Here is a 7304-nt window from a genome sequence, read left to right on the forward strand (position 1 = left end):
GCTTGCCGATATTTCAAATAAATCTTCACAAACGGAATCATAAACCATTTCTTAGGCTCAATGTGTTCTGTAAAGTCAATCGTAGCATTCTTTTCATTGCCACNGAAAACACCGACCCAATGTCCTTTCATATTGTCATTCTCCACNTCAAACTCCCATCGACAACAAGGCTCTTGTCTTGTTACCNTGAAAGTTGTTTTATATCCANTCTTCGTTATTTCTACAAATTGCGTGTCTGATATGANCTCTATCTTTTNAACATCACTTCTCCACGAATAGTCTGTTAGNGATGTTACGACTTGCCAAACGNTCTGTAAATTGCACGGAAACGTGGCTTTTATGTTTGACATTACGANCATAAAGTTTAGTATTTCAGAAAAATAATTTTATCTCACAAATCCGTTTTTATAGAAATCATACCATGAANCAATGTTTTCGNGAGTATTGGCTTCCAGCAATAGAAGCATCTCTCGAGTGAATTCCAAATGTCCGACACCGTTTGCCGTAACAATATTCTTGTCACTGACGGCTTGTGCTTCCACATAATTCTCTGCGTTAGTGTAACCGATTCCACCCCATTTCTTGAGTTGGTCGAGACCGTTACCCGTATGTTTTACATTNTTCAGAAAACCGTGCGAACATAGGAATGAAGCACCGTTGCATATCGCCCCGATGATTTTACCTTTATCCAAAGCCTCCTGTACCAAATGTACGACAAGTTCTGCTTCAGGCGAGTCCCAACAGTTGCCGCCGATAAGCACTAATGCGGCATAATCTTTCGGCATATTCTCAAAAGAATAATCGGGTAAAGTTCTAAAACCTCCGATAGAACGGACAGCGTCTTCTGTAGGGGCAACGGTATGCACTTCATACTTTATTTCACCGCCTGGTATCACGCCCACGTGAAGAGCCGTAGAGAGAAAAGCCCCCTCCCAATCCGTGTATTCATTCAATATGATAAATAATACTTTCTGTTTCATTGATATATCTTTTTTACTTTAATAACTTTGCTGCAAATTTGTAAGTGAACATAATTNGAGGATTGGATAAATCCCATTGCTCCACCTCTTGCCGTATCAATTCTGCGTGCTTCTTGCTTATATCCCTCAAAGCGTTTCCAACGGATTTTCTAAGATATTCGCTTTCGTGTGCCTTGTGCTTACTGATTAGGGCAATAGCAACCGATGGGTTCTCTTTGAAGAATGGGCGACTTGTCCAAATNCTCAATCCCTCCGTTACTGCACGGACAACATTCGGATTATCACTATTTATCCACTCTTCGATGAGTGGCAAGGATGCTTCATATCCTCTGTGTTTGCAAATCTCATCAAAAGCCTTTGCAAGCATTTCCTGCACACGCCAATTTTCATCAGTGCTTACTTGTTCCTTTAAAAAACGAAGCGCATTATCATTCTCTACAGCTAAAAGTCCAAATAATGTAGTTGATAACATTCGGGCTTGATAGGCTTCGTGCTTGAACAAGTCAAGTGCCAATTCAAAACATTGCTTTTGGGGATACATTTTCATTATTTCTGTAGCTCCATCGTTGATATGCTTGAATCCATTTTCAATTCGCAGAATATGATTAAGAATATCATTTATTTTTTTCATTCCAATGTAGTTAAAAATGCAATAAACCTTATATGTGGTAGTAATACAAAAAATTAGGTGAGAAGATAAACAGGTGGATAGTAGAGGGGCGTAAAATTAACCTTATAATGTCACTAAAAGTCTATCTTAATAACTGAAAGTTCACCAGATGCAGATGTGTCCTTCTTTGATATTCTACATCCAAGTTTTGTATAAAATAACAGGGGGGACAAATATGGTTGCCCATTAGATTTAACATATCTATCGTTGTCAATAACCCAAGCACTGAGATGCTTTTCTTTTGAGATGAAATATTTCAGTATTATACGTCCAATTCCTTTTTTCTGAATAGTCGGAGATAGTATAATAGCAAACCAACGAAGACCATCTCTNTCAAATGTAAAAGCCCATCCTTTGATTATATTGTACGACAAGTCCNTCAATAAATAGTGTGTGACATTCTCTAAACTATNTAAGTAATGATTAAAACTCTGCAATGAACTATGCGATATAATAATAGGATACTCATCATTCCATAAACGAAGAAGAACCTTTTTCTCTTCTTCGGATAATAGACTCTTCTGTAGTAATTCCAGATTAAATGCTTCTAAATTTATTTTCATATTATTGAGAGGATGTCTTTGATATTTAAACACATAATNCGCTCAACTGCAAAGGTATTGTTTTTTATAGGCTCTACAAAGAAAACTCAAATATTTAATGCAAATTGAAAACGAGACTNTGTTATACAGAAGGAAAAAGAAAAACCTGCACCGTTATTGATGCAGGTTTCTGTTTANATAATTCTCTTGTAAAATCCGTTGCAGGTCAGACATACGATAGAGTATCTTTCCTGCAATCTGCGTGTATGGGAAAATGCCCTTGTCCCGATAATCCTGTAAGGTGCGGGGAGAAAGAAAGAGCCTTTTGCATACCTCTCGCCCTGTGAGATAGAGTTCGCCCTCAAATAAAGGACGGTGTATCTGTGCCGTTGTTCGCACACGCTTCGTTAGGTTTCTGATACCCGAGATGAGCTGTTTCATCTCGGGTGTCTCTTTGCTGATGGTTTCGTATTCCATAGTTCGTTCTATTTATGAGTGTCAGACTTGGCGAGGAGCTTCTCAACGTCCTCACGTTTGTAATAGCACTTATGCCCGATTTGAATGAAGGGCAACACGGAGGTGTCCCGATAATGTTGGAGAGTCCGCTTACTGATGTTTAGTATTCGGCATACATCCCCATTGTGCAGGAGCTCGGGCAGTTCGGCAGGTGGGGTAAAATGCTCATTGAAGCAGTCGGTCAGCTCCATGATGCTCTCTTTCAATTCCTCCCAAGCAGAGGTGTCAATAGCTGTAAATCTCATTTTTCGTTGTTGTTTTATTTGCGTAATTATTGATTTCTGACGCAAAAGTAAGCAGGAGTTTTCGGTTTTTGAAAGGGTTGGGATAAGCAGGGAAGAAGAGGGAAACGACAGGAAGTCCGCACACCATACATCCCCTGTTTTTCCTTTTCAAATCCTCCTGCACCGCCCGAAAATCCATTTGTTCCTTTCGGATAGTGCGAAACCTTGTGAAAGGTTGCAGACTGCACAGTTATCCATCGTGCAATCCGCACACTTATTTTGCCTGTTTCTCCCTGTTGTTGAGTGAAAAGGGGCTTTCCCATTGTGCAGTAGCAGAGAAATGCAATGCACCACAATGCAAGAACACCGTAACCTTTGGCTCTGTGAAAAAGGCTGTCTAACTTGGCTTTGGCAATCATAAGCGTGCCAAACATCAAAAACAAGTAACAGAAAGCAATCCGCACAATGAAAGAAGAAAACAGCGACAACACCTCAAAGAACATACAAATAGAGGAGTTCCTTTCGGAGCGATATGAGTTTCGGTACAACTCCGTATTGCATCGAGCAGAGTACCGTCCACGAGGAACGGACGATTACACAGCCATAGACCGCTACCGTATCAACACCCTCAAACGAGCATTGGACAAGGAAGCGAGCATACAGACCTCGCCTGAGAATCTGTACAGCATCATCGAAAGCGATTTCTCCCCACGCATCAATCCTGTGCAGGCTTATTTCCACAGCTTGCCGATAATGGAAGAAACCAAGAAAGGAGCGATTACCGCACTTGCCAACTGCGTGAGCGTAGCCAATCCTGAGAAATGGAAAGAATATCTCACCAAGTGGCTCGTGGCAGTGGTCGCCAATGCAATGGACGACAGGCAATGTCGTAATCATACCTGCCTTGTACTGACAGGCGAGCAGGGAAGATTCAAAACCACGTTCCTTGACCTGCTCTGTCCTCCCTCTCTCTCCGATTACCGCTATACGGGGAAGATATACCCACAGGAGAAAGACGTGCTGAGTCTTATCGGTCAAAATCTCATCATCAACATTGACGACCAACTCAAAGCCCTCAACAAACGGGACGAGAACGAGCTGAAGAACCTTATCACCTGTCCGCAGGTGAAGTACCGTATGCCTTACGAGAAGCATATCGAGGAGCGACCTCACTTGGCAAGTTTTGTGGCTTCGGTCAATGGCAACGACTTCCTCACCGACTCGACAGGAAGCAGACGCTTCCTCCCTTTTGAGGTGCTGGCGATAGAGATAGACAGAGCCAAGAGCATTCCGATGGATACCGTGTATGGCGAAGCCAAGACCTTGTTGAATGAGGGGTTTCGTTATTGGTTCAATGATGAAGAGATTATTGAATTGCATAGAAACAGCGAAGCCTTCCAAGTCTATACGACCGAGATGGAGCTGTTGCTCCGCTATTTCACCTTTCCCACGGAAGCGGAGAAAGCTACCAAGCGTTTCCATATGACCAATTCGGAAATCGTGGGTTATCTCTCCTGCTATACCCGACAGCAGCTCTCACCCAAACGAATGGGCGAAGCCCTGAGAAAGGCAGGCTATGCGAGAGAATGCCGCAGGGTAAATGGCAATCCCGTATATGTGTATGCCGTTCGCAAGATTTTTCCCGAGCAGCCACCATAGCATTCTGTGATTACCAATCCCTTTGTTATACTCCTTTCTCTTTTCTTTCCTATTCTCCTTACTACATTACTACAAGCAACGATAATACAGTGAAAGAAAAAGGATTGCAAGGGGTATTCATCTTGCGACACAGCTTACTACCATCTTTCTACGCTTCTACAAGAGAGAATAAATAAGGAAAGGTGTAGAAAGAAGGTGTAGAAGGATAAAACCAAACGAAGTGTTACACTTTTCTCTTTTACTGTCAATCACTTATCCGAGTGTCGAAGGGTAGTAAGATAAAAAGGGAAAATTTTCAAAAGAGGAAACAGAGTAAACAATGAAATAACGAACAAATGAATATGAATAATCCAAATCCAACGATAACAGCAATGAACAACGAATATTACATTTTACAAAACATCAAGAACATACCCATAGCGGACTATCTTCATGCCCGTGGCATACAGCCCGTCAAGAAATACGGCAGTTATGCCCTTTACAACGCACCCTATCGGGAAGACCATAACGCCAGTATGAAAGTGGATTTTGCACGTAACCTCTGGTTCGACTTCGGCTTGGGCAAAGGCGGCAGTATCATCGACCTTGTGATGTTGTTGCAAGGGTGCAATGCTCATGAAGCCATAAGCCATTTGGCAGGGAACAACCTTTCCTTTCATAGTGCAACTCCTCCAAAGGAAAAAGTCGCTGCACTATCCCCGAGCGCAAGGCACATTCTCGGCATCAGCGAGGAGTTGCCCCCACACCTGCAACGCTATTTGCAGGAGGAACGCAAGATTGACCTTTCACTTGCCAAACCCTATCTGCGTTCCGTATGCTATGAGGTGGGAGGAAGAACTTACATCGCCATAGGATTTGCCAACCGTGCAGGAGGATATGAGCTTCGGGACGACAAGACATTCAAGGGAACAATTGCCCCAAAGGACATATCCGTGATTGCAGGAGATGCGAACAACGTCCCTCACTGCATCTTCGAGGGCTTTATGGACTTCCTTTCCTATCTCACGATGAAAGGAAAAGAAATCGCTCCCTGCATTGTGCTGAACTCCGTAAGCAATGTCCATAGAGCCGTTACATATATCCGAGAACATCATATTGACTGCGTCCGTGCGTTTCTTGACAACGATGAAGCAGGACGGCGAGCCATGCAAGTTCTTCAATCAGCAGGAATGAGCGCAGAGGATATGAGCCGACATTATGGCGGATATAAAGACCTCAACGAGTACCACGTTTCACGTCAGAAAGCGATGGAACAGAAACAGAAGAAACCTCTATCGGTTGTCAAACGGGGATTTCGCAGATAAGGCAAATGAATGCAATCAAAACCAAATATCAATCGGGTATCCTTAGGGACTAAAAGAGAAGAAGAGCAGACAGATGGCTTTGTTTCGAGAGCGATGGCAGTTTTCCCAACTGCAAGTTTCCCCCAAAGAAACTTAGAAACAAAGCCCTCTGAGCATTCAGAGAATGCAATTACCGTAAAGGTGGGCTTCGGACAGGGCGGAGCAGCATTTAGTAGAAATGCCATAGCTCATTAGGGCATTTTCTTCACGCTCTACTCCGTTACCGCTAAAAAAGCCCTCCTGAGCCAAGGGACTTCGCCCCTTGGGATACCCCTTAAAGCAATATTCAACTTATGGGCTACGCAGTATTACATATAGACAAAGCTCGGGGCAACGATTCGGCAATGACCGCACACATCGAGCGTACATTCGTGCCGAAAAATGTCGATGCCACCCGCACGCACCTCAACCGTGAGCTGGTGCAATTCCCCGCAGGTGTCACTAACCGCACGGAAGCCATAGAACACCGCATTGCCACGGCAAACATCTACCGTAAGGTGGCAGGCAACCAAGTCAAGGCCTTGCGATTTATCCTTTCTGGCTCGCACGAGGATATGCTCCGGCTTGAAAGCGAGGGGCGTTTGGGAAAGTGGTGCGACAGCACGATGCAATGGCTTTATTCTACCTTTAGTAAGGAAAACGTAGTGGCAGCGACACTTCACGCTGATGAGGAAACACCGCATATACATGCTACGGTAGTACCTATCGTACAAGGAGAAAGACGAAAAGCCAAGACCGAAGCCGAGAACGGGAAACGCAAGTACAAGACCAAGAAGGACAAAGTACGGCTTTGTGCTGATGATGTGCTTACCCCGAAGAAATTGGAGGAGTACCAAACCACATACGCAGAACAGATGAAACCTTTCGGGTTGGAGAGAGGTATATATGGCTCAGAAGCCAAGCACCGCTCTAATATGGAGTATTACAAGGAGATACTCAAGGAGACGGAACAGAAACAAGCCGAAGAAGCCGACCTTATCGAAAAGGTAAGGGATTTGGAGAAGCAGGCAGGTAAACTTCGGGTAAAGGGTACGCTCTACTCGCTCTTTGGCAATACGGAACTTGACAAGGCGGAGAAGCGTATCGGAGAGTTGGAAAGGGATATGGAGAATCAGAAGTTCCTTTCAGAAAAGGAAAAAGCCGAAATCCGCAAGGAGGTTATTCTCCTGCAGGATATCGTTGCAGCTAAAGACAAGACCATAGCTGAACAGCAAAAGGAAATCAAGACGTATAAGGAGGAACGGAGTTTTATCAAGCGATTTTTTCATAGCTTCTATCTCTTGCTTAATATTCGTTTGATGCTCCGCAAGATGGGCTTTGATGATGATACCGTGGTGAAGATGCACCAAAAGCAGGTAGCTNTACGTGGT

General features: G+C 43.7%; 9 protein-coding genes. 4 read left to right on the top strand and 5 right to left on the bottom strand.

All coding sequences use genetic code 11. From position 1 onward, the window contains the following. Positions 1 to 386: 386 nt before the first annotated feature. The 5 genes from HMPREF9304_RS09300 to HMPREF9304_RS09325 all read right to left on the bottom strand — a co-directional run bounded on the left by HMPREF9304_RS09300 (position 387) and on the right by HMPREF9304_RS09325 (position 3366). Positions 387 to 980, bottom strand: coding sequence for a type 1 glutamine amidotransferase family protein (locus HMPREF9304_RS09300; protein ID WP_036928418.1), 594 nt, complete (start codon positions 978 to 980; stop codon positions 387 to 389). Between the two features lie 13 nt (positions 981 to 993). Beyond that, entirely contained in the window at positions 994 to 1611 is a 618-nt protein-coding gene (locus HMPREF9304_RS09305) for a DNA alkylation repair protein (RefSeq protein WP_036928421.1), read from the bottom strand. 755 nt (positions 1612 to 2366) lie between these two features. Then, positions 2367 to 2669: a helix-turn-helix domain-containing protein gene (locus tag HMPREF9304_RS09315; RefSeq protein WP_036928423.1), complete on the bottom strand. Its 303-nt coding sequence runs from the start codon at positions 2667 to 2669 to the stop codon at positions 2367 to 2369. 8 nt (positions 2670 to 2677) lie between these two features. Further along, positions 2678 to 2953: a helix-turn-helix domain-containing protein gene (locus HMPREF9304_RS09320; RefSeq protein ID WP_036928446.1), complete on the bottom strand. Its 276-nt coding sequence runs from the start codon at positions 2951 to 2953 to the stop codon at positions 2678 to 2680. A gap of 26 nt (positions 2954 to 2979) precedes the next feature. Then, positions 2980 to 3366, bottom strand: a complete 387-nt coding sequence (locus HMPREF9304_RS09325) for a hypothetical protein (RefSeq protein ID WP_156104799.1) — start codon at positions 3364 to 3366, stop codon at positions 2980 to 2982. Positions 3367 to 3397: 31 nt separating this feature from the next. Here HMPREF9304_RS09325 and HMPREF9304_RS09330 point away from each other — a divergent pair, with 31 nt between their 5' ends. From HMPREF9304_RS09330 to mobV, 4 genes are all read left to right on the top strand, one after another. Beyond that, positions 3398 to 4591, top strand: a complete 1194-nt coding sequence (locus tag HMPREF9304_RS09330) for a VapE domain-containing protein (RefSeq protein ID WP_036928438.1) — start codon at positions 3398 to 3400, stop codon at positions 4589 to 4591. Between the two features lie 371 nt (positions 4592 to 4962). Next, on the top strand, positions 4963 to 5895 hold the full coding sequence (locus tag HMPREF9304_RS09335) for a toprim domain-containing protein (protein ID WP_036928439.1): 933 nt from the start codon (positions 4963 to 4965) through the stop codon (positions 5893 to 5895). Between the two features lie 9 nt (positions 5896 to 5904). Next, positions 5905 to 6129 (top strand): hypothetical protein, encoded by a 225-nt coding sequence (locus tag HMPREF9304_RS09340; RefSeq protein WP_036928442.1) that lies wholly within the window; start codon positions 5905 to 5907, stop codon positions 6127 to 6129. A gap of 98 nt (positions 6130 to 6227) precedes the next feature. Beyond that, positions 6228 to 7304, top strand: a 1077-nt coding sequence (gene mobV / locus HMPREF9304_RS09345) for a MobV family relaxase (RefSeq protein WP_036928445.1), incomplete at its 3' end; no start/stop codon positions are given.

This window comes from Hoylesella timonensis S9-PR14 (assembly GCF_000762405.1).
Classification (GTDB): Bacteria; Bacteroidota; Bacteroidia; order Bacteroidales; family Bacteroidaceae; genus Prevotella; species Prevotella timonensis_A.

What these genes read in the sequence shown, in the direction of transcription:
- HMPREF9304_RS09320 (WP_036928446.1), bottom strand. Translation starts at nt 2,953, where the DNA reads ATGAGATTTACAGCTATTGACACCTCTGCTTGGGAGGAATTGAAAGAG.
- HMPREF9304_RS09325 (WP_156104799.1), bottom strand. Translation starts at nt 3,366, where the DNA reads ATGTTTGGCACGCTTATGATTGCCAAAGCCAAGTTAGACAGCCTTTTT.
- HMPREF9304_RS09340 (WP_036928442.1), top strand. Translation starts at nt 5,905, where the DNA reads ATGCAATCAAAACCAAATATCAATCGGGTATCCTTAGGGACTAAAAGA.
- HMPREF9304_RS09330 (WP_036928438.1), top strand. Translation starts at nt 3,398, where the DNA reads ATGAAAGAAGAAAACAGCGACAACACCTCAAAGAACATACAAATAGAG.
- HMPREF9304_RS09335 (WP_036928439.1), top strand. Translation starts at nt 4,963, where the DNA reads ATGAACAACGAATATTACATTTTACAAAACATCAAGAACATACCCATA.